Here is a 20,253-nt window from a genome sequence, read left to right as displayed (position 1 = left end):
GACGATTAAAGGACTTTTTTGGCGGACTAGCTTGGGAATAAAATAAATTGTTGACTTAGCTTAAGCAACCTTGTGTTGTTGAGATTTGCGATAGCCGAAGTAAAATTGCGTGGCAGCTAAGATGACGTTGAGCCAATTGAGCACTTGGAACCAAGTGTTCAAGTCGGCAACTGACGTAGCACCATAGAACGCCCAGAACCCCCAGATTACAGCGACAACGTTGATCCAGGCAAACGTTTTTTGCAACGGTTGATTATCCAAATCGAACCACATCCAAATCGCGTTAACAACGAACCAAACAGCTAAAATCCAAAAACTCCAAGTAAACATATGCCATTACCTCTAATCAATTTAGATTATTTGAAAGGGGCTAACTGGTTCCTTTCAACGATTAAATAGTACGGCTTTTAGCATCGCAAAAACACTAGCAAAAAATGGTAAACTGTTGCTTTTCGAACACCCAGCCTAATCAGTGTACGAAAAACGACGGTTCCTTTTAAAATGACTTGTGATAATATGAAGATATAGTTAATTGAGGAGTAAATTTATGACGACGGATGTACGTAAAATTAAGACTGAGCGCGACATTCAGGCCGCGTTTTTACAATTATTAGTTGATAAGGGGTTTCGCCAAATCACGGTTGCCGACGTGTGTGGGACGGCCTTAATTAGCCGCTCAACTTTCTATGCTCACTATTTGGATAAGTATGACTTATTAGATCAAATGGTAGCGCGTTACAGTGCCTTGTTTGCGCAGCGGGTGAGTGTGCGGTTTCAACAGATGATTGATGGGGAGATTGACGCCTTAGTGCACAGCTTATTGGCGGATATGGCTGAAAATCGTCACGCCATTCAAATTTTATTTACCGTCCACGAGCCGGAAGCCGACTTAAAAGCGAATTTTGACCAGATGTTGTTTAAAGAGTGGCAAACGTTTATCAAAGAACAGCCGCTTGAAATTAAAGCACCGGTCGATTTAATTGCGGCCATGGGGACCAATGTACAAATGACATTAATCGACTGGGCGGTCCAACACGGTGAAGTCTCTATCACGGCGGTATCAGAAGCGGTCGATACGATTCGCAAAGCGGTGCTCTTGCAAATTACCCCGGCCAAAAAAGATTAAGTTGTTACCATAAAGTCCATCATTTTCGTTCAAATAAGTATATTAAAGGCCGTCACTCAAAAATGGTGACGGCCTTTAATATACGATTAGAAGTTTTGCTAGCGGGTTATTCCGCGGGACTGCGACGTTTCAAAAAGGTGATGCCCACAGGAATTAGCGAAATAAAGACGATCGCTAACATGATCAATTCGAAATGTTGTTGGACAAAGCCGATATTGCCGAAGAAGAAGCCCGCTAAGACCGCCACTAAAATCCAAGTAATCCCGCCGATGATGTTGTAACGGGCGAAAGTTGGGTAGTGCATCGCACTCATGCCGGCGGTGAATGGGACTAAGGTTCGGATGATTGGTACGAAGCGACCTAAGAAAATGGCGAGACTGCCATGGCGGTCAAAGAAGGCCTGGGATTCTTGCAAGTATTCCGGTTTAATGAACCGTGATAGGCGTTTGCTGTTGAGCACGTGGGTTCCGAAACGTTTCCCAATTTCAAAGTTGACTAAGTCGCCTAATACTGCGGCGACGGCTAACAATGGTAATAAAATCGTTAATTGCAGACTGTGGTTCGCTAAAGCTGCCAATGAACCACACAGAAATAAGATGGAGTCCCCCGGTAAGAATGGAAAGACTACCAGACCGGTTTCAACGAAAATTAATAAGAATAACCCCGCATAGATCCAATTACCATATGCTGCGATTAGTTGGGGGAGCACGGTGCTTAAATGAAATAAACTCGATATCAAGACAGTCATAAGCTTTACCTCACTTTTTTATTGTCCTAAGCATACGAAAAAAAGCGGGGGCCTGCCCCTTAAAGTCGCTGAAGTAATTATGAGATTTTTTCAGGATAAGTTCAGATAAGTATACTTTTAGCCACCGCTATTTTTGCGCATAATATAACCATGGTTTATCAAAGCACCTTTGATGTCCCTCGAATATGTGTCGGATGCAATGATAGATCATCCGTTACTTGCTAGTTTTCACCGCAACCGACTGCTTGCAGTCGGTTGTTTTAGTTCAGGCGGTTTGTTCGATAAATAAATTTATACGAAGGAGGAATCTGCGGGATTGCAGGTGAGGTTCTTTGACTTTTAAATTCTCGGCCGAATATACTATGCGTATGGGAAAGTGTTGTTAAAATTAAAAGTGTAGGAGATTGATTATGCGGGTTAGGAAACAGTTTGGGGCTGTTGGACTTTTACTGCTGGCGTCACTCATTGTGGTATCACCGTTGGTTTTTAATCGAACGGCGATTATGGGTGTCGATACGTATTTCCATTATAATCGGGTGTACGAAGCAGCCATGCAACTCCAACATCATAATTTCAGCTTTTTAAATTTATATTCGTTCCAACAAGCGGGACGGGTCGTGAATCAATTGTATAGTCCCTTGTTAACTTATTTGTTCGGGGGCTTGTTGTTAGTTGTCGGGAGCTGGTTCCGCTTCCAAATTTTATCGATTTTAATTTTAAATTTCACGGCGGGGCTGACGATGTATTGGGCCGCCCGCCGACTCCGATTTTCACGGCATACGGCAGTGGCACTTGGGATGATGTATTTGTCTTCCTTATCGATCTACAGTTTTATTTTTGGCACGAATTGGCGAGCGTTCGCCTTAGCATGGGTACCGTTATTGATTGAACCGATGAAAAATTTTTACCATGGCGATTGGTCGTTCCGCGCCATGGTCAGTCTCGGATTGATTATTGGCGTGATTGCGCAAGCGCAAATGATGACGATGCTATTAGCATTACCGGTGCTAATACCATTTTTTGTCGTCGGTTTGTTCAAGTCACGTCATCTTGGTCGCAGCTTAGGCTATTTAGGCGCTGCCATTTTAACGGCCCTCGTCTTATGTTTTAACTTAATTATGCCGTTTTTAGATTTAGTCAAAACCAATACGCTATTACCACCAGCGCAGCAAAAGCTGACGAGTGGGGTTACCGACTTTATTTTACCGTTTAGTTCCAGCAACGCCGCTATCAGTAATTTCGTTGTCTTTATCGTTTTTTACTTGGGTATAGCGGGGCTAATTTATTATTGGCGGACGACTAGCTTATTTACGAAGTTATTGCTGATTACGGCGCTAGTTTACATTGTGCTAGGGACTAATTTGATGCCTTGGCAAACAATTCAAAAGAGTTGGCCAGCATTAAGTAATTTCTTACAATTGCCCCGCCGGTTTGGCATCATTGGCGTGCCACTACTGCTATTAGGTAGTGTGAACCTGTGCCAAGATGTAATTGGCTCAGACCCTCAGCGTCCGGCCAATAAATTGGTCAACTTTGCCGCGGTTTGCTTTGCACTGATTTCGGTCTTATCATTGACCGTTGCGGTTCAACAGGCGACGGATCAATTCGATAACGCTTCTGTAAGTTTAGCTAAAGGTTTTCAAGCACAGCCGGGATTTATTAATAGTCATCGTTATCATGGCAAAAAGGTAACCAAAGTGACGCAAATGCAGCCAATCTTGCATGCGAAAAATACGGCGTTGCTGATTAAAGTTATCGATCGGACTACGCCAGATTACGTGCCCATTAAAAAGTTCAATCGTAAAACACATTACTACAGTCTTTATAACAAATTGATTATTAAACCGAAAGCCAAGTACCATTACACGGTCAAAGCTGGCGGCAAATTGCAGTTAACTTGGTATCAAACTAAGGCAGCTTCCAAGCGTGGAATTCCAGTAGTGGCGTATACGAATAGTCAAATTACGCTCAATGGTCAGCGACTTACCGCAGCGCAACTGCATAAAACGACGCTCGGGACACTACGCCTTAAAACGCCGGCTGGGAAAAACACGTTAACGGTGACTTATCAGCCACATAAGCTGACGACCATTTTAACGTGGACGAGTGTCATCGCGTGGTTAGCTGGCCTAATCTGGTTAGCTGATCGTTGGCGGCGGTCTTGGCAACGCGCCGAAAAAGCACCAGCACATTAGCGTAAGTGACTTTATTGGAATGGGTCTAGGATAAAACTGTTGGTTACTGACAGTTGCCGCTTCTGGTCAGCAGTAATTTCAGTAGCGGTGACGACCGGTTCGAGCCAAAAAGCGGTCTCGCACCTCAATTTGAAGCTTGGCACAGTTCGCCAATCTCCAAAGATGTCGGTGCTGTAAATGTCGGAAAATCACTGACATTAACACCACTGGCACAGCAACTTCCATTACTGCTGACCTCCAGCTAAATTATGTCTGTCATTTAAATATGATAAAAGGATCGCTACTTATTGCTAGTAGCGATCCTTTTGTCGTATTGTTCGAGTAATACGTGTAAGCAGTGATATCCCGGAAACACTTTAATTTGCTGGAGGTCAACATTCGAAGCGTTTTGCTTCAGACTCGTTTTTTGCGTTATGCTTCAGCGGTTAACGCTGACTCAGGGGTCGTTAACAGGGCTTGTAAATCATTAAAATATTGACTGACATGGTAGCCGTCAGCAACGGCGTGGTGAATCGTTATTGACAGCGGCATCGTGATTTGGCCGTCATCAGTCGTAATGAATTTACCGGCTTGTAACACTGGGAAAAAGGACGTTAATGGGGTGAACGGTAGCGGGGTGTAGCTCGTAAAGTTGACCCACGGTAGACTCCCAATGGTGAATAAATTGCCCGACTGTGGGGCTTTAGGCATCGGTCCGGGAACGTCGCCATAAGTGGTCAAGTCCGCTAAATAATTTTGATAAAACTGTTCAAAATTCGCGTCGTAAGCCGTCCACAAATTACTAATCGTGTGGTCAGCATGCATCACCGTATAAGACGGATGTAACACGTCATAAGTGACGAGCTGTTCATCAACTTTGCCCACGCGCATTTCCGGATGCGCTAATAAGGCTTGGCTGGCCAAGTATAAATAGACGGCATTGAATTTCACATGATGCGCTTGCGCCCACTTTTTAGTGGCGGTGATGTCTAAGTTCACCGTTAGCGAAAAGCCAAGTGGTGACAGCTTCGTAAAGTAATAAAAGTATTCGCGCCGTGACCAAGTTGCTTGGTCGATCGGGGTAAAGTCAGTATTTAACATTAATCATTTTCCTCCCAGTCTTTAGGACGACGGTTGTAGCCGCGGTCATCAAAAGGGGTTAATTGGTGCAGCCATTTGAGTTTGAGGTCCTTTAAGGTTTGACGCATATTTTGCACATCAGCCGCATCCTTTTTCCAGAGCACGGTATATTCGAAAGCTTCAATGCCCAAGGTGTTCCAGTCCGCCTGCAATGGATTGTTGCGATAAAAATTTTTGTTGAGATTCAATTGATAAAAATTCCAACGATTATGCAAGTTGGCCACGGTATCGATATAAATTTTGTTATTAGTTAAATTTTTGATTTGAATGACACCGTAATAAGTCGGTGCCATTTTGTAAGCGGCTTGGAGCTGCTTTTTATGTTCAGTATCCATGATAGTGGGGTTCCTTTCATTTGTTAACGACGCGCCAATACGTGTGGCCGTCGGCGGTTCGATTAATAAAGCCGTAGTCGATTAAATAACGGCGTAAAGTGACATAGTCAAAGTAAATGGGTTTTAAATAAGCGGTTAATGCCGTTTCACTGAACTCTTGATTAGCGGGAACTTCTTCGATAATCCGCGTTAAAATCGTCACGATGGTTTTTTGCCTTTTCGGCCACCGTTTGAGTTGTAAGGGTTCTTGGTCAAAATCAAAATAATGTTGCAACGTCTGGGCCGCCTCATCTTCAGTAATCATGAACCGATCATCTAACGGCTCTGGTTGCTCAGGGACATCGATGAGCGTGTCAGTCGCTGGCGCTTGATTGAAGACTAAGTCATAGATTGCCAAATATAATTTTGCTTGTTTGGCCTTTTCACGGAAGGTGAATTTTTGATGACGAATGGTCGCGGCGGCGACTTGTAATTGGGTGGCTAACGTTTGATCCTTGATGCCGGTGGCGAAGGCGGCCAATAAATCTTGCTGTTTATCCGTTAAGGTATTATAGCGGCTATCTAAATGAATCAATTGGGTTAAGTTACGATTATGAGCAATGTTTAAATGTTCGTCGATAGTCGTCAACGGCGTTTCGAGTGACCAAGTTGCGTTGCAGTAATTACAAGTGCGTTGGTTACCGGTGAGATGCCAGCCTTGTTTTAAGTCCGTCACCGTTAAATTTGCTAAATCCATACGTGATTCCTCCAATGTCCATTAGTTTACTGATGTTTATTGAAACTGTCAACATATTAATTTTATAAATGTTTATCAAAATGATAAACCAAAAGCACTGACTTGTGTTTATCGAATACATAAACACGTTTGGCTGCTGATATTTATAGTAACCAGCGTATAATTGAGATAGTTAAACTTGGGAGGGACGAATATGGCAAAATATCATCGCGCTTTTGGGGTCTATGGTATTATTGGTGACGCTGAACAATTAGTCGTTACGAAAAAATTCGGTGGACCGTATACTAATCGTTACGATTTACCAGGTGGCAGTTTAGGGGATGGCGAACCACTCAGTGAAGCAATCGTTCGCGAGATTCATGAAGAAACCGGCTTGACGGTGACCACGGCCGAACAACTTGGGACGACGAGCTTTCGTTATCCGTGGCAATTTGAAACGTGGGCGTTTAATCAACATATCGCCGTTTTTTATCGAATTACTGCGGTTCAAGGGCAAGTTGCGGCGACGGTTCCGGACTGCTTAGGCCAAGATTCCCACGGGGCCGTTAAACTGCCGCTGTCGCAATTAGATATTAGTAATGCGTCACCATTAGTGTTAGCTGCAAAGGCTTATTTACAGCAAGGCCATTTTGATCCCACTGATACGACTTATGCGACTTGGGAAGTTTTAACCGCGCCAGTTTATTAGCGTGAGTGAATAAAAAAGCACGGCTCGAGAATCAATAATTCTCAAGCGGTGCTTTTAGTCTTGTTTGATTATAACGATGGTTACTTGTTCGGCGTTAGCTTTTCGACTAGCGCGGCGTCTGGTGACACGTACAAGGTTTTTTGACCTTCATAAATAACTAAGCCAGGTTTGGCCCCGTTAGGTTTACGAATGCGCCGCACTTGCACGTAATCGACCGGCACTGTTGCGGAATCGCGGGCCTTGGAAAAGTAGGCGGCTAAATTGGCCGCTTCAGTGAGCGTCTGTTCGCTGGGATCGTCGCTGTGAATAATGACGTGCGAGCCAGGAATCTTTTGCGTATGGAGCCAATAATCGCTTTTGCGCGCCGTCTTCAAGGTTAACTGGTCGTTTTGACGATTGTTTTTTCCAACCGAAATCTCCGTGCCGTCACTCGCGACGAATTTTTGTGGTTGACTGACTTTGCGAGAGCTACGCTGCTTCTTTTTAGTCTTGTGCTGTTTCAAATAGCCTTGTTGCGTCAACTCTTCACGAATTTCAGCAATGTCAGCCGGGGCAGCTAGTTCAATTTGTGTTTGAATATTATCCAAGTAATCGATTTCGGCTTGGGTCAATTCGATTTGTTCACCAACGTAAATGACCGCATTTTTTTGCTTCTGGTAACGTGAAAAATATTTTTGCGCGTTCCGGGAAGGTGAGAGCTGATTGGACAACTGAATTTTTAAGGGCCGATTATCGTGATAATAATCGGGCAATTCAATCTCCGTCATCCCACGTTTGACTTCGTGCAAATAAGTTGTTAGAATTTCGCCCTTTAATCGGAGCTCATCAGCTTGTTTAGTGTTTGCTAAAGTTTGTTGGAGCTTCTTTAACTTATTACGGTTCTTTTTTAAGTCGTTTTTGACGACACGAATCAAGTTACCAGCTTGTTGTTGCACGCGTTCACGTTGGGCAGCATCTTGGTAATAGAAATCAAGTAAGGCACTGAGACTATCGAATTGCCGTGTTGGTTGCCCAAAGTAGGCGTAATTGCCCGCTGCAAACATCGTCTTATGGTTTGGCAAGGTAATCAAAGTTCCCGTTGGTTGATCAAACTGGTCTAAGAAAGCTTGATAATGGGTCGCAGCATCGCCACTTTGATGTAAATCAGCAGCTAATTGTAAGGAACTGTCGCGGCCTAAGCCTTGGTAACGTTGTTGCAACTGTTTGGCCAGGACTTCTTGGTTTGGAAAATCCTTGACTAACTGAACGTAAGCCGTATTTTGAACAAAGGGGTCTAACTTATCTTGCTGCGGTGGTTCGATGTAGGTGGCTCCTGGTAGCAATAGCCGATAACGATTTTGGTCAGCGCCGACGTGTTTAATAACGTCTAAAATTTTATGGCTCTGTTGGTTGACTAAAATAACGTTACTATGACGGGCCATGATTTCAATAATCAACACTAATTGTTCCGCATCGCCCAACTCATTGCGCGTCGTAATCGTAAAATGAACGACACGGTCATTAGCCATTTGTTGAATATCGGTGACGATCGCGCCTTGCAAATATTTACGCATCATCATCGCAAAGTTAGTGGGGACTGCCGGATTAACATAAGGAATTTTAGTGATTTGAACCCGTGGGTAAGTGGGGTCCGCCGAAAAGAGCACAGGATAATTGGTCCCGTTGGCGCGAATCGTTAAAATCAATTCATTTTGATACGGTTGGTGGATTTTACTAATCCGCCCATTTAATAATTTTTTGTGCAATTCAGTGACCATCGCATGGGTGAATACGCCATCAAAAGACATGTGATCACTCACTTTCATTGATAATTTTGGTTATAAGCGATTAAAACACAGACAACAATACCAGTATACCGATATTATGCGGTTAAAGACAAGTTTAGTGCCCGGATTAGCGCGGTTTTTCAGTAATCGCCCTAATAAATTTAGCTTTAATCAATGTTATATGCAAAAACGATATTAACAGTCTTTTTACGAAAAATTTGTTTTATCTTTTAACCGGTTATTGTATAATACATATGAATTATTACTTTGAGGGGGATTCCCAGATGAAATCAAGTCTGATGGCTTTGGCGGATACAGCCAAACAACAAACTGCAGTGTTAAAACGCTTGACGAAAGCACAAGGTATCACGGTCGCTGAGTGGCAACTACTCATCAAGTTACAAGCTGGCTTTGATACCCAGGAAAAATTAGCTGTTGAAATGCAACTCGATACTTCGACTTTGAGTCGGCAATTAGCGAGCTTAGTTAAGAAAGAAAAATTGACTAAAGAAGCCGTTGGCCGTGATCGGCGGCAATTGATTTATTCCGTGACGGCTACAGGCGATAATGCGGTGGCGACCGTCAATGCCGATTATGAACGATTTGAAGCGGCTGTTTTTGATAAGTGGCCTCAAGATGAACAAAATTTATTACGCATTTTATTAAATCGATTGAACAAATCTGTTGATCGCACCTTGGCGGACTAAGCCACTTTTCGACGGTGCTTGCAAGGTGGAGTCTCGATAGCTTTTATGCTATGATGATGAATATTACTTTAAAGATGAGAAGTAGGTGTATGTCATGAAGATCGCTGTTGTTACTGACAGCACATGCTATTTGACACCGCAAGAGGTTGCCGACAATGATATTCATGTCGTGCCGATTCCGGTTATTATAGATGGGAAAGTGTATCAAGAAGGCGTCGATATTTCGACGGAAGACTTCTATGCTAATATGAAATCCTTTAAGTCATTTCCAAGTACTTCCCAACCACCCGTGGGCGAAATGATTGAGTTTTATAACAAATTGGGCGATGCTGGTTACGATGCGGTTATTAGTATCCATCTTTCCAGTACCATTTCTGGTTTTTACAATAGCTTAGTGAACATGCGTGACAGCGTGGATCATATTAAGCTATATCCGTACGACTCCCAGTTGACGGTGCGGTTGATGGGCTACTTAGCGATGGAAGCGGCCCGAATGGCGAAAGCCGGTCATACCGTTGATGAAATTTTAGCGCGCTTAGATGATTTACGGGCCTCCATGGGCGAATACTTCATCGTGGATGATTTACAAAATCTGGTGCGGGGCGGTCGCTTATCGAATGCCTCAGCATTTATCGGTAGTGTCTTACGGATTAAACCCGTCCTAACGTTTAATGATAATCATGAAATCGTGGCCTTTGAAAAAGTCCGTTCGACTAAAAAAGCAATCGCGCGTTGTGAACAGTTATTCACGGAAGCCCAAGCTAAGATTGATTACCCGATGCGGGCTTTAATTATCCAAGGGAATAATATGGAAGCGGCCGAAACTTGGAAAGCTAAGCTCCAAAAGCAATATCCAGATATGCCGATTGATATTTCGTACTTTGGCCCCGTAATTGGCGCACACTTAGGTGACAAGTCCTTGGCCTTGGCTTGGATGAAAGATATTGACAAGGCTTATCCAGACTAATGAAAATTATTTTTGATACGACACCCGCCACGCGCGCCGCGGCGTATGCGTTACGGCAAGCCGTGTTTGTTGAAGAACGGGGCATCGCGGCCGCGGTGGAATTTGATGCTAAAGATACCGATGACCGGATTTATGGGGTCGGCTATACGCCGGCGGGCTTACCCGTCGTCACGCTCCGTTTAGAACCTCAGGCCAATCAAGTTATGCGCTTTGGACGGGTCTGTACGCGTAAAAGTTATCGCGGCCATGGGTGTGGTCGCGAGTTGCTAATCGCCGCTGAACAGTGGGCCGTGGCCCACGGCTATACAGCTGGTCTGATTCACGGTGAGACGACCGCGCAGACTTTTTATGAGCGCTGCGGTTATACCGTAACTGCGGGCCCGTATCCGGAAGACGGCGCCCCCGTGGTAGTCTTACAAAAAAGTTTATCGCTATTATAATTATTGAAAGTCGTGACTGCGGTTGCGGCTTTTTTGATGGTCAGACGGCGAAACGATAAAATCTGCATTTTATGTGATTATATTGGCGAACGGACGCTTTTCAGGTACACTAGGTCAGGAGTGAATTATGCGTAACGGAGGAATTTTTTAATGAAAAGTCGTGCACAACTCAAGCAAGAAGTTAAGCAATTATTTAAGGGGCGTTGGAGAAGCGCTATTTTATTATGTTTGGTCATCAGTCTGGTTTCCATTCTAGGAATTACCTCACAGGCGGTCGATCAGTATCAAAAAACAGCGACTAGTGGCGGTGGCGGTGCTAGTAGTTCGTTTGACCCTAGTTTACTGGTGACTTTTGGTATCATGGCCATCGTGATGGCGGTCGTGGAATTAGTCATTTATTTGGTCGTTAAATTGTTCCGGGTCGGTACGAGTTACTCGATGCTAGACTGGGTGCGCCAACCCCAACGTGAAATCCATCCGGTGGCTGATTCCACCATTGGTTTCACCAAACCATATGGCTGGCATGTTGCCGGTTTAGCTATTTTACAAGCGATTTGGATTGGTCTATGGACGTTGTTACTGATTGTCCCTGGGATTATTAAGGCTTATGCTTATTCACAGTCTTATTACATTTATAAGGACATGGTGGCAGCGACACCAGCTGGCCAACCCGCTCCCCGGGTGCGAGATGCGGTCACTCGGAGTCGCCAACTAATGCGCGGTCATAAGTTTGAATATTTCGTTTTACAATTGAGTTTTATTGGCTGGGGGCTTCTCAGTGGGCTTACATTTGGTATCGGTCAATTATGGTTGACGCCATATTATATTGGGACGATGTCAAACTACTATGATAACTTAGTGGCTAATTCAGCGACTAACTAATACTTGATATTAATTTAGATTGAAAAGGATTCCGGTCTTAAGCAGTGCAACTGATGCTTAGGGCCGGAATCCTTGTTTAGTTACTGGTTATAAGTGTCTGATTAATTGGATTATTAGTGACTTAGTTGTCGCGAGTAGGCTAGTTGTCCGTAAATTCGATTTTAGGAAGTCATTTCCAATTCGCGGTATTTTATTCGACTGCGGCTGGCGGAATGCCGTAACTAACGATAACCAACTTTGAACTAGTCGCCATATTTTCGTCGCCGGCTTATTCAAAAAGCACTTGATTTGTATTAAAATTTATATGTTAGTTTATTAATCCAATCACGACAAGTGCCTGAAAATATGGTAAACTTGCGGAAGCAAGAAAGGAAGTGCGATAGTTAATGCCTGAACAACAGCCGACGCGAATGTCGCGGTTAAAAGCCCGGCAAGAATCGACGAACAAGAAACGGACCAAGGCAACGACGCCTAAGGGACCACAACCACCAAAGACGCCCCGTTCACCTAAGTCACCGAAATCGCCGAAGAAAAAGCGCCACCTCTCGTTATGGTTATTGGCTTTAATCGTGATAGCACTTGGGGGGACCATCGTTTATTTTGTCAAAGCTTCAACTGATCAAGATCTAGTTGAAACGACCAGTTCTTCAAGTAGCTCGCGTAAAAGTTCATCATCAGCAAAAAAGAAGAGTTCCTCCAAGAAGAATAGTTCTTCGAAAAAGAAGAGTAGCAGTTCTAGTGACAGTAGTGATACCACGACTGATACTACGGATACGACGACCGGCAACGACACCACGGCGGATACGACCACTGGTACGACCGATAATAATACGACGGCCACAACTTCTAACGATACGCACACTAGTACTAATAGCAGTCATGCGACCACGAGTGCCAACAGCACGTCACATACGACGGCCAGCAGTAGTAGTGCCAAGGCGTCCTCGTCAACGGCTAGCAGCAGTAGTACGGCTAGTTCTAGTGCTACCGATAGCAGCAAGGCTAGTTCGACCACTAGCAGTTCGACATCAAGTACGAGTGGCTCAACGAAGTCTTTTAGTACCCGTGAAGCGGCCATCAAGTATGGTGAATCCCATAGCGGTAATTACACGGTGGTCAATGGTGACACCAATGGGACGTACTATAAAGTCACGACCGACTAAGTCAAATTACGTAAACTCAGACTTTGAACTGTTATTTTAACCGTAAATTCGGTATGATAGCCATAAATAAGCGAATCGGAGTGGTGGGATTGAATCCAAATGTCGAAGTAAAATATCCAGCGATTTTTCGGGATGAAGGCACTTATTGGGATGTCCGTTTTCCAGATGTCCCGGCCGCCCAAACCTTTGGTGCCAGTGTCCAAGTTGCTGCGGATAATGCCGCTAACTCGTTAGCCGTGGCTTTATTCGAACAATCGATGCCGAGTGCGTCTGACCCACAATATTGGCGGTTAGCCTCCACGGAATTCGTTGTTTGGATTACGATGGCTAAAGTTAAATTTGGACCGGACTCAGGTACTCCGGCCCCGATGCAATAAAATTGAGTTAAAGAGACCGGCGGAGCCTGGTCTCTTTTTTAGTAGGAAAGGAAGCGCCATGATGTCAGTACAGCCATTAATTTTTGATACTAATATCGCTAAAGACAAACCCGAAAATATTCGCCATCCCCATAATGCCTGTCCGTTTTGTGAACCGGCGCAGTTGACGGATATTTTAGACCAAGAAGCAGACCGGATTTGGTTAATGAATAAATTTCCCACGTTACAAGCTACTTGGCAGACGCTCGTTATTGAAACGGCGGACCATCAAGGGGATATTGCCACGTATCCGGTGGCCCAAAATCGCGCAATCTTTCAGTTTGCCATCAAGCAGTGGCAAGCAACGATTGCCAGCGACCGGTTCACGTCGGTCTTACTTTACAAGAACTTTGGCCCCCATTCGGGCGGAAGTTTGCGTCATCCGCATATGCAGATAGTTGGGTTAGAAGCGGTGGACGGTTATGCGCATCTGACGCCTGCTAATTTATCTGGTTACCCAGTTGTGACGGCGGGTGACTTGCAAGTGACGGTCTCAGATCGGCCGGTAATGGGCTTCGTGGAGTTCAATGTGACCGCGGCCTTTGATGCCATTAACGAATTAGCTGATGCGGTCCAAAAAGTCGTTCAGTGGTCATTACAGGACTATTTTAATGGTCGGTGTGATAGCTATAATTTGTTTTTCTACCCGTTCGGTGATCGGTTGGTGGCCAAGGTAGTGCCGTTGTTCAACGTATCACCGTACTACATTGGCTATCGACTCGCGCAAGCGGACACCCCGGAACGAATGCGCGAAATTGCCGCAGCAGTTCGGCAAAAGTTCTAGGCCGGTAGTAAAATTAGACAATATGTTATCATAATCAGTGAGGATTAGTTATAATTAAATAATTAGAATGGTGAAGTGGAGGAATCAACTGTGCAAAACTTAATTCCGGGTGATATGCTGGAAGTTAATCAGAAGTTAAGATGGGAACTCGATGCCGGCATGTCGGCCGATGAAAGTAGTGTCATCAATGATGCCGTCTTAGCGGGCGCGCAATATTTTGTTGACGAAGCCCTTGAAGGTAGTTACTGGACGGTCAAGTGGGACGCTCAGCATCAAAATATCGATATTTATGGGACGACTGGCGCCGTAGTTGGTGCGATTAAGCCCAAGGGGACCACGCTTGAAGCTGATTTTCGGCAAGATTCCCAAGGTTTATTTATTCGGATTGAAAAAGAAGTCGCCGTGGTCGTCCGTGATAATTAAGCGCAATTAAAGCGAGGTGGCAGAAATGTTTGATCAAAATGCAGAACGATACGCGACGTTTGGTTTAGCCGCAAAATTGCCTAGTGAAGTCATCGATGGCGTCTGGGACGTGATTGACACCGATTTGCAAGGAATGGTGACCTTGCCACGCGTCTTGCAGTTTGCGTTGATTAATCGAAAAGGTCGTGTGACGATCGTGTTTGATGACCACCAAGATTCAATTTTTGAATTCGATTTACCATATGATTATACGCGGCAATTCCCAGAAACCATTGTCGTGTTAGATGATGGGCATTATCAAACGATGATGCTGATGGACGAATTACAAGCTTAAGTTGACCGTCATTTGGTCAAACAAAAAGGAGCCCAGCTGTGGCTCCTTTTTGTTTGTTCAATTACTGAGCATAACACGGTGTTTACTCGTATCTGCTATGGGTAACCGTTATAATCGTTTTATGCAGGTCAAAGGGAGTGAGTCAAATGCCAAAAACAGCACCATGCTTGGTCGACGATGCAAAATACGATATCGTCGATGGTCTGACGTTGCAAGAACTTGAACCACAGTTACAGGCGTTAATCCGCCACGATTATCCGCACAGTTCGCCCACAGATTTTATTTGTAGTGAGCATCTGGTGCAGTATCGCATGCAAAAGATGGACCAGATGATCGCTAAAGATTATCAGCAAAATAAAAAGATTAATCAACAGTTATCCCATATTTTAGCGAAAAATACGTATCAAGTGGTTGATGTTAACCGGCAACTGGAAAATTCGCTCACTTTTGGCCAACGGGTCGCCGATGCTGTTGCCCGTTTCGGTGGGAGTTGGGCCTTTATCATTTCATTTGTGAGCATCATGCTCGTATGGATGTTGTTAAATGTTTTACAACTGTTCGGGTTACACTTTGACCCGTACCCCTTTATTTTATTGAATTAATTTTTGAGCATGGTGGCCGCGATTCAAGCGCCCTTGATTATGATGAGTCAAAATCGAGCGGCGGAATATGACCGCTTGCAAGCGGTCAATGATTTTCGGGTCAATTCGAAATCTGAAGAAGAGATTCGGGTCCTACACAGTAAAGTGGACCATTTAATCCAACAAGATGAACCGAACATGCTCGAAATTCAAAAAATGCAGACGCAAATGCTCGGTGAGATTCAGGCACAAGTCAACGAATTGCGCCGGTTGCAAGCGGCCCAACAGCCCCAGCCATAGTTATTTGTATTTCACTTCTAACTTACTCATGGCGTAGCCAATCACAATTCCCGCGACTAATGCGATGGCGCTACCTAGATAGGTCAGCGGCGTCGCGCCGGCGTACGAAATACTTTCGGCGGCATAGGGGTTAGGGACGAGAATCAAGATGGTACTGGCAGTGACGATGCCTAAGATAAAGTGATAGACGCGTGAATGGAAGCGTTGGATCAAATAGTCCATTCCTTTAGAAAATAGCGCCATCGTTAACGCGCCCCCAATTGCAATCGGTAAGTAGACGCCGACTAAATCTAAGTTTTTAAAGCCAGTCAGCATGGGGGTGAAAATACCAAAAATTAATAATAGGTTTGATGAGCTTAATCCTGGAACGAGGACCCCAAAGGCAATCAACGCGCCCGCCACAATAAAGCCAATAAAGTTAGCCGGTAAAGTGCCGAAAATTTCACTCATAAAAAATAAGAAGCCGCTACTAATGATGAGTGTGCCAAAGAACCAGAGATAGTCGATCGTATCGCGCGGTGTCTTTTCGCTAGCGGTTTGGGTCAAGGCGGGCAAAGTGCCGACGATGGCCCCGGCAAAGCCCCACAAGACGATAACTTGCGCGTGGGCTAATAAATATTCTAACGGGGCGGATAATAAGGCAATACTTGCTAATCCGCCCAGACCAACTGGGAGAAAGTACCAAAAATCTTGACTGAATCGCTCACGAAGATGGGCCATAAAGCCCAGCAGTCGTTCGTAGATACCTAAAATGGCTGCTAAGACTCCGCCAGAGACCCCTGGCAGAATAAAGCCTAGGGCAATGACGACCCCTTTGAAAAAGCGTTTGAAAAAACCGTCAGTAGCTTTAGTGGACATGTGAAAACTCCTTTAGTTGAAATGTTTTATCAAAGTAATTAAAGATACCAAAAGCCACGTTTAAAAGCAATTGAAAACGTTGTCGGCTGTGGTGAACACGGGATACGAGTTGCTCACCACAGCTTTTTAGCATAAAATGGGCTAATATGTAAATACATGAAATTTTATGAAAATAAACAAAAGAAAGTTGAGGCTATATGGAAAATCAACAACTCGCCCGCAAACTAAAGCGGCGCCATGTGCAAATGATTGCGCTCGGCGGGGCCATTGGGACGGGATTATTCTTAGGGTCAGGTTCGGCCATTAAGCAAGCGGGGCCCTCGATTTTATTAGCTTATGCGATCGGGGGACTGTTTTGTTACTTAATGATGCGGGCTCTTGGTGAATTATTGCTGTCCAATACGAAGTTGCATTCGTTTTTAGAATTCATCAATTTATATTTAGGTAAAAAGTTTGAATTCGCGATTGGGTGGACTTATTGGTTATGCTGGATTAGTTTAGCCATGGCTGATCTAACGGCCAGTGGAATTTATATTCGTTACTGGTTCCCTTGGATTCCCCAGTGGGTCACGCCGTTAATTATTATTTTAGTTTTGCTCGTGTTTAACCTGTTATCGGTGAGTGCCTTCGGTGAATTGGAATACTGGTTTTCAATGATCAAGGTCGTGGCGATTATTGCTTTAATCGTTACCGGAGCCATTTTGATTGGGTCATCCGCCCATGTTGGGGGTCAGACCGTGTCGATGACGAACTTGGTTAGTCACGGGGGCTTCTTTCCGAAAGGCTTTGGCGGCTTTTTGACCTCATTTTCGTTAGTTATCTTTGCGTTTACTGGGATTGAAATGGTCGGTATCACGGCCGGGGAAGCTGAGAACCCCGAAAAAGAATTGCCGCGAGCCATCAATAGTTTGCCGATTCGGATTTCATTTTTCTATGTGGGTGCATTATTTGTGATCATGTCGATTTATCCATGGGACCAAATTACCACGAGTCAATCGCCATTCGTCCAAGTTTTCAGTGATATCGGGATTAAAGCCGCCGCTAGCATTATCAACTTTGTTGTTTTGACTGCGGCCTTGTCCGCCTGCAATAGTGCTATTTTTAGTACGAGTCGGACGTTATTTACGTTAGCCCATGGTCAAAATGCGCCCAAGTGGATGGGGAAAGTTAACCGGTTCAATGTTCCGGCCCGGGCGTTAGGCTTTTCATCATTAATTTTATTAGTCATCGTTGTTTTAAATTATGTAATCCCGAGCACCGTCTTCACGTTGATTTCAAACGTAGCCACCACAAACTTTATTATTGTCTGGTGTTCGTTATTAGTTTGTCATTATGTCTATAAAACGACGACGGACAGCCGCGACAATCCATTTAAGTTGCCACTGTTCCCAGTGTCCAACATCGCGACGTTGGTCTTTTTCATCGCCGTCACGGTCGTCTTGTGTTTTGACACCGTTAATCGTTGGGCCGTGATTGGTTCCGTGGTCTGGTTTATTGCGTTATTAGTCATTGAAACCGGTATGCGGCGTCATCAAAAACTGGATATTAATCAATAATAAAAAACGTCACTAGCAATTGAGCTAGTGGCGTTTTAATTTGGGGTCGTCGGCGCTTTAAGTTGTTGTTCGATGTCAGCCGTGGCTTTCAAGATAACGGCTTGATCAGCTAATTGAATAATATGATGGTGAGCGAAAATACTCGTCGTTAAAGCGGCGTAGACTTCGCTAGCTAAGACCCAACAAGTATTCGTGTCGTATTCCGGGGCGTTTAATAAATCATAACCACGTGAGTCGTCGACATAGACTTGAAAACCGATACCTAAACGCGCTTGCAGGCGCTTGGCGTAGCGTAACATCAAGGCTTGGTTGGCGGCGGGGTCACTCGTCAGGCCGACGATGCGATCGCCTAACTGTAGACTTGGAACTAACCAGACTTCCATAACGAGCCTCCTTCTTAGTCATAAATATTTAAATACATTTTAATCCAAATGGCGTTTAATTGCAGGTCTGAGGATTACAAAAAGGACGGCCACGTTTTAGTACATGGCCGTCCTTAATTATTAATTTAATTGTTTAAACGAGGGATACTAAGACTAGACCGGCGATGCCGATTAAGGCCGCATAGCCTAAGGCCGGTAAAATCGTTTGCCGTAAGATGGAACCTTCTTGACCACTCAGGCCGACGACGGAACTAACGGCCACGATGTTGTGGACACAAATCATGTTACCAGCGGCAGCCCCAATCAATTGCGCCGCCAAGACTACGGGCTCACTCAAATGAGCATTAGCGGCGATGTCGGCTTGAATCTGACCGAATGTTAACGTTGAGACCGTGGTACTCCCAGTCACGAAGGACCCTAATTCACCTAAGAATGGAGCGATGATAATCCAAATGCCAGCTAAATACTTCGCCACGAATTTAGCGATATACATCGGCATACTTGGTAAGTCGGCACTGTTTAAACCAGAGTTCGTGAAGACTTGCACCATAATCAAAGTAACGACTAAGGCAATCGCTGTGCCACCCATGGATTTAGTCACTTGTTTAGCCGTGGGGGCCAGTGGCTTGAGGGTCTTAGCCTGTACGAGCAACCCGATAATCGCGGCGACCGTCAAAATGGTCCCGGGCGAATACAGGAGTTCCCAATCGGAGTTAATCGTACTAAAGCCTAAGATGTTTTTCCATGACAAGTTCGCATAGTGCGTTAGTAGCGTCTGTAAGCTCGTCCAGACCCGGGTCGTGAGTAATAATAAGACGACGAGTAAGTAAGGAAACCAGGCCTTTAATAACGACATTTGGGTCGTGTCGGTTGGGGCCGCGGTTGGGGGCTGACTATTGGCGACTTGCCAAGGGTCAGTCTGCACACTTTTAGGGAGTAGCCAGCGTTGCTTAATGCTAATAATGGCGACGATTAAAGTTCCCAGTGGCGCTAAAATCGAAATGAACTCGTAACCAATCAACCAGGCACTTAAAAGGGCGATGCCGCTATAAGCGAACCCAATTAATAAGGCCCATGGTAAGACGGCTAACCATTGTTGCCACCGTTGCTTTTTCGGTCCAAAACTAAAGATCAGAATCAAGATCAAAGTAGCGGGCATTAAGGCCCCTACGAATAAGTCTAATTGGGTGACTCGTAACCCGACTAAGTTGAGCAGGCTTGCTTTTTCAGAAACGTTACTCAAGCCGACCGTCAAAGGGGTCCCGACTGCGCCGAACGCGGCGGGCGTCGAGTCGGCGACTAGCGCTAAAATGACGGCCGCCATAGGGGAGAAGCCTAGCGCAATTAACAGTGGCGCCGTGACCATCGCGGGCGTCCCAAAGCCGGAAACCCCTTCAATCAAGCCACCAAATAAAAAGGCTACCAAGATTGTTTGGAGGCGCATATCGGCGGATAAAGCTTTAAAACCTTGATTAATCCGGTCAATGGCACCAGTTGCCCGTAAACAGTTCAACATTAGTAAAGCGCCGAATAAAATCCATAAAATCGGTAACGCCTTGTGCAACGACTGTAAAATAGACGCCAAAATGACAGTCGGTGATAGGTGCCAAAACAAGTAAGCGGTAATAATAACCACGGCCGCGCTAATACTCATCCCACGAGTCGCGGGGAGATTGAGGCCGCCAAGTAAAATTAACGGTAATAAAATTGCAGCGAGGGCAACAAAGATCATTGAGTGGTTCTCCT

22 protein-coding genes and 1 pseudogene are annotated in these 20,253 nt (G+C 44.8%); 14 read left to right on the top strand and 9 right to left on the bottom strand.

The genetic code is table 11. From position 1 onward, the window contains the following. Positions 1-60: 60 nt before the first annotated feature. The gene (locus DY78_RS04020) at positions 61-330 is read right to left on the bottom strand and encodes a hypothetical protein (protein WP_024625780.1); all 270 of its coding nucleotides are present in this window, start codon (positions 328-330) and stop codon (positions 61-63) included. Between the two features lie 217 nt (positions 331-547). Between DY78_RS04020 and DY78_RS04015 the strand changes: the two genes are divergently transcribed. Continuing rightward, positions 548-1,126: a TetR/AcrR family transcriptional regulator gene (locus DY78_RS04015; protein WP_024625781.1), complete on the top strand. Its 579-nt coding sequence runs from the start codon at positions 548-550 to the stop codon at positions 1,124-1,126. Between the two features lie 106 nt (positions 1,127-1,232). Here the strand turns inward: DY78_RS04015 and DY78_RS04010 are convergent, their stop codons facing one another. Beyond that, positions 1,233-1,874: a VTT domain-containing protein gene (locus DY78_RS04010; RefSeq protein ID WP_024625782.1), complete on the bottom strand. Its 642-nt coding sequence runs from the start codon at positions 1,872-1,874 to the stop codon at positions 1,233-1,235. A gap of 479 nt (positions 1,875-2,353) precedes the next feature. On the opposite strand from DY78_RS04010, the gene DY78_RS04005 reads away from it, so the two are divergent. Next, positions 2,354-4,069 (top strand): glycosyltransferase family protein, encoded by a 1,716-nt coding sequence (locus DY78_RS04005; RefSeq protein ID WP_156093437.1) that lies wholly within the window; start codon positions 2,354-2,356, stop codon positions 4,067-4,069. 411 nt (positions 4,070-4,480) lie between these two features. On the opposite strand, the gene DY78_RS04000 is transcribed toward DY78_RS04005, so the two are convergent. The 3 genes from DY78_RS04000 to DY78_RS03990 are packed head-to-tail and all read right to left on the bottom strand — an operon-like array spanning position 4,481 to position 6,259. After that, positions 4,481-5,149: a chloramphenicol acetyltransferase gene (locus tag DY78_RS04000; RefSeq protein ID WP_024625784.1), complete on the bottom strand. Its 669-nt coding sequence runs from the start codon at positions 5,147-5,149 to the stop codon at positions 4,481-4,483. Continuing rightward, a complete protein-coding gene (locus DY78_RS03995) occupies positions 5,149-5,523 on the bottom strand; it encodes a GIY-YIG nuclease family protein (protein WP_024625785.1) in 375 nt (124 codons plus the stop codon). The genes DY78_RS04000 and DY78_RS03995 overlap by 1 nt, the downstream gene beginning before the upstream one ends. Positions 5,524-5,539: 16 nt before the next feature. Beyond that, positions 5,540-6,259 carry a DUF2087 domain-containing protein gene (locus tag DY78_RS03990; protein ID WP_024625786.1) on the bottom strand — a complete coding sequence of 240 codons (720 nt, stop codon included), beginning with the start codon at positions 6,257-6,259 and terminating at the stop codon, positions 5,540-5,542. 193 nt (positions 6,260-6,452) lie between these two features. Between DY78_RS03990 and DY78_RS03985 the strand changes: the two genes are divergently transcribed. Continuing rightward, a complete protein-coding gene (locus DY78_RS03985) occupies positions 6,453-6,947 on the top strand; it encodes an NUDIX hydrolase (protein WP_024625787.1) in 495 nt (164 codons plus the stop codon). Positions 6,948-7,027: 80 nt separating this feature from the next. On the opposite strand, the gene DY78_RS03980 is transcribed toward DY78_RS03985, so the two are convergent. Further along, positions 7,028-8,734: an NFACT RNA binding domain-containing protein gene (locus DY78_RS03980; RefSeq protein ID WP_024625788.1), complete on the bottom strand. Its 1,707-nt coding sequence runs from the start codon at positions 8,732-8,734 to the stop codon at positions 7,028-7,030. Positions 8,735-8,997: 263 nt separating this feature from the next. Between DY78_RS03980 and DY78_RS03975 the strand changes: the two genes are divergently transcribed. The 10 genes and pseudogenes from DY78_RS03975 to DY78_RS03930 all read left to right on the top strand — a co-directional run bounded on the left by DY78_RS03975 (position 8,998) and on the right by DY78_RS03930 (position 15,710). Further along, positions 8,998-9,420, top strand: a complete 423-nt coding sequence (locus tag DY78_RS03975; protein ID WP_024625789.1) for a MarR family winged helix-turn-helix transcriptional regulator — start codon at positions 8,998-9,000, stop codon at positions 9,418-9,420. A gap of 94 nt (positions 9,421-9,514) precedes the next feature. Beyond that, complete coding sequence (locus DY78_RS03970) at positions 9,515-10,387, top strand: DegV family protein (RefSeq protein ID WP_024625790.1); 873 nt, start codon at positions 9,515-9,517, stop codon at positions 10,385-10,387. Continuing rightward, positions 10,387-10,827: a GNAT family N-acetyltransferase gene (locus DY78_RS03965; RefSeq protein WP_024625791.1), complete on the top strand. Its 441-nt coding sequence runs from the start codon at positions 10,387-10,389 to the stop codon at positions 10,825-10,827. Before DY78_RS03970 ends, DY78_RS03965 begins: the two co-directional genes overlap by 1 nt. A gap of 150 nt (positions 10,828-10,977) precedes the next feature. After that, on the top strand, positions 10,978-11,709 hold the full coding sequence (locus DY78_RS03960; protein ID WP_024625792.1) for a DUF975 family protein: 732 nt from the start codon (positions 10,978-10,980) through the stop codon (positions 11,707-11,709). Between the two features lie 386 nt (positions 11,710-12,095). Further along, positions 12,096-12,872, top strand: a complete 777-nt coding sequence (locus DY78_RS03955; protein ID WP_024625793.1) for a hypothetical protein — start codon at positions 12,096-12,098, stop codon at positions 12,870-12,872. A gap of 83 nt (positions 12,873-12,955) precedes the next feature. Further along, positions 12,956-13,249 (top strand): type II toxin-antitoxin system HicB family antitoxin, encoded by a 294-nt coding sequence (locus DY78_RS03950; RefSeq protein ID WP_235810631.1) that lies wholly within the window; start codon positions 12,956-12,958, stop codon positions 13,247-13,249. A 61-nt stretch (positions 13,250-13,310) separates the two neighbouring features. Then, on the top strand, positions 13,311-14,072 hold the full coding sequence (locus DY78_RS03945; protein WP_024625795.1) for a DUF4931 domain-containing protein: 762 nt from the start codon (positions 13,311-13,313) through the stop codon (positions 14,070-14,072). 90 nt (positions 14,073-14,162) lie between these two features. Next, entirely contained in the window at positions 14,163-14,495 is a 333-nt protein-coding gene (locus DY78_RS03940; RefSeq protein WP_024625796.1) for a hypothetical protein, read from the top strand. Between the two features lie 25 nt (positions 14,496-14,520). Continuing rightward, positions 14,521-14,829 (top strand): DUF960 domain-containing protein, encoded by a 309-nt coding sequence (locus DY78_RS03935; protein ID WP_024625797.1) that lies wholly within the window; start codon positions 14,521-14,523, stop codon positions 14,827-14,829. A gap of 146 nt (positions 14,830-14,975) precedes the next feature. Next, positions 14,976-15,710, top strand: a pseudogene (locus DY78_RS03930) (DUF1003 domain-containing protein). On the opposite strand, the gene DY78_RS03925 reads toward DY78_RS03930, so the two are convergent. Next, the gene (locus DY78_RS03925) at positions 15,711-16,568 is read right to left on the bottom strand and encodes a DUF368 domain-containing protein (RefSeq protein ID WP_024625798.1); all 858 of its coding nucleotides are present in this window, start codon (positions 16,566-16,568) and stop codon (positions 15,711-15,713) included. A gap of 197 nt (positions 16,569-16,765) precedes the next feature. Between DY78_RS03925 and DY78_RS03920 the strand changes: the two genes are divergently transcribed. Beyond that, positions 16,766-18,124: an amino acid permease gene (locus DY78_RS03920; RefSeq protein WP_033613922.1), complete on the top strand. Its 1,359-nt coding sequence runs from the start codon at positions 16,766-16,768 to the stop codon at positions 18,122-18,124. Positions 18,125-18,159: 35 nt separating this feature from the next. Here the strand turns inward: DY78_RS03920 and DY78_RS03915 are convergent, their stop codons facing one another. Further along, positions 18,160-18,507 (bottom strand): hypothetical protein, encoded by a 348-nt coding sequence (locus tag DY78_RS03915; protein WP_024625801.1) that lies wholly within the window; start codon positions 18,505-18,507, stop codon positions 18,160-18,162. Between the two features lie 133 nt (positions 18,508-18,640). After that, positions 18,641-20,239: an L-lactate permease gene (locus tag DY78_RS03910; protein ID WP_024625802.1), complete on the bottom strand. Its 1,599-nt coding sequence runs from the start codon at positions 20,237-20,239 to the stop codon at positions 18,641-18,643. Between the last annotated feature and the right edge of the window lie 14 nt (positions 20,240-20,253).

It is taken from the genome of Lactiplantibacillus fabifermentans DSM 21115 (assembly GCF_000498955.2).
Classification (GTDB): Bacteria; Bacillota; Bacilli; order Lactobacillales; family Lactobacillaceae; genus Lactiplantibacillus; species Lactiplantibacillus fabifermentans.
This window is presented reverse-complemented; position numbering and strand designations above follow the sequence as displayed.

Coding starts and splice junctions, on each gene's coding strand:
- DY78_RS04020 (WP_024625780.1), bottom strand. CDS start 330: ATGTTTACTTGGAGTTTTTGGATTTTAGCTGTTTGGTTCGTTGTTAAC.
- DY78_RS04015 (WP_024625781.1), top strand. CDS start 548: ATGACGACGGATGTACGTAAAATTAAGACTGAGCGCGACATTCAGGCC.
- DY78_RS04010 (WP_024625782.1), bottom strand. CDS start 1,874: ATGACTGTCTTGATATCGAGTTTATTTCATTTAAGCACCGTGCTCCCC.
- DY78_RS04000 (WP_024625784.1), bottom strand. CDS start 5,149: ATGTTAAATACTGACTTTACCCCGATCGACCAAGCAACTTGGTCACGG.
- DY78_RS03995 (WP_024625785.1), bottom strand. CDS start 5,523: ATGGATACTGAACATAAAAAGCAGCTCCAAGCCGCTTACAAAATGGCA.
- DY78_RS03990 (WP_024625786.1), bottom strand. CDS start 6,259: ATGGATTTAGCAAATTTAACGGTGACGGACTTAAAACAAGGCTGGCAT.
- DY78_RS03985 (WP_024625787.1), top strand. CDS start 6,453: ATGGCAAAATATCATCGCGCTTTTGGGGTCTATGGTATTATTGGTGAC.
- DY78_RS03980 (WP_024625788.1), bottom strand. CDS start 8,734: ATGTCTTTTGATGGCGTATTCACCCATGCGATGGTCACTGAATTGCAC.
- DY78_RS03975 (WP_024625789.1), top strand. CDS start 8,998: ATGAAATCAAGTCTGATGGCTTTGGCGGATACAGCCAAACAACAAACT.
- DY78_RS03970 (WP_024625790.1), top strand. CDS start 9,515: ATGAAGATCGCTGTTGTTACTGACAGCACATGCTATTTGACACCGCAA.
- DY78_RS03965 (WP_024625791.1), top strand. CDS start 10,387: ATGAAAATTATTTTTGATACGACACCCGCCACGCGCGCCGCGGCGTAT.
- DY78_RS03960 (WP_024625792.1), top strand. CDS start 10,978: ATGAAAAGTCGTGCACAACTCAAGCAAGAAGTTAAGCAATTATTTAAG.
- DY78_RS03955 (WP_024625793.1), top strand. CDS start 12,096: ATGCCTGAACAACAGCCGACGCGAATGTCGCGGTTAAAAGCCCGGCAA.
- DY78_RS03945 (WP_024625795.1), top strand. CDS start 13,311: ATGTCAGTACAGCCATTAATTTTTGATACTAATATCGCTAAAGACAAA.
- DY78_RS03935 (WP_024625797.1), top strand. CDS start 14,521: ATGTTTGATCAAAATGCAGAACGATACGCGACGTTTGGTTTAGCCGCA.
- DY78_RS03925 (WP_024625798.1), bottom strand. CDS start 16,568: ATGTCCACTAAAGCTACTGACGGTTTTTTCAAACGCTTTTTCAAAGGG.
- DY78_RS03920 (WP_033613922.1), top strand. CDS start 16,766: ATGGAAAATCAACAACTCGCCCGCAAACTAAAGCGGCGCCATGTGCAA.
- DY78_RS03915 (WP_024625801.1), bottom strand. CDS start 18,507: ATGGAAGTCTGGTTAGTTCCAAGTCTACAGTTAGGCGATCGCATCGTC.
- DY78_RS03910 (WP_024625802.1), bottom strand. CDS start 20,239: ATGATCTTTGTTGCCCTCGCTGCAATTTTATTACCGTTAATTTTACTT.